At 60.8% G+C, this 232-nt stretch carries 1 protein-coding gene; it reads left to right on the top strand.

Going from position 1 to position 232, the window contains the following annotated elements; translation table 11 throughout:
- On the top strand, positions 1 to 204 hold a 204-nt coding region (locus tag KVT32_RS31820), incomplete at its 5' end, for a hypothetical protein (protein WP_217619607.1).
- Positions 205 to 232: the final 28 nt, after the last annotated feature.

Here is a 232-nt window from a genome sequence, read left to right as displayed (position 1 = left end):
GTTCGGCATCGCCATGCTGGGCGCCGGCATCGCCGTGCGCCGCCGTACCAAAGCCTGATCGGTCCCCGACCATCGAAAAGCGGGCACTGCCCGCCTTTTTTACGTCCCTGTCGCGACATGTTGAACACGGCCTGTAATGCTGGCAAACTGGTCATCCCGAGCACCATCACCTATCCGGAGGATGACGATGAGCACATTGACTAACGGCCATGGCGGTAACGCACCTGGCTTC

The organism is Achromobacter sp. GbtcB20, from assembly GCF_019091095.1.
Taxonomy (GTDB): Bacteria; Pseudomonadota; Gammaproteobacteria; order Burkholderiales; family Burkholderiaceae_B; genus Achromobacter; species Achromobacter mucicolens.
The sequence above is the reverse complement of the archived record's forward strand: the minus strand, read 5'-3'. Positions and strand labels throughout refer to the sequence as shown.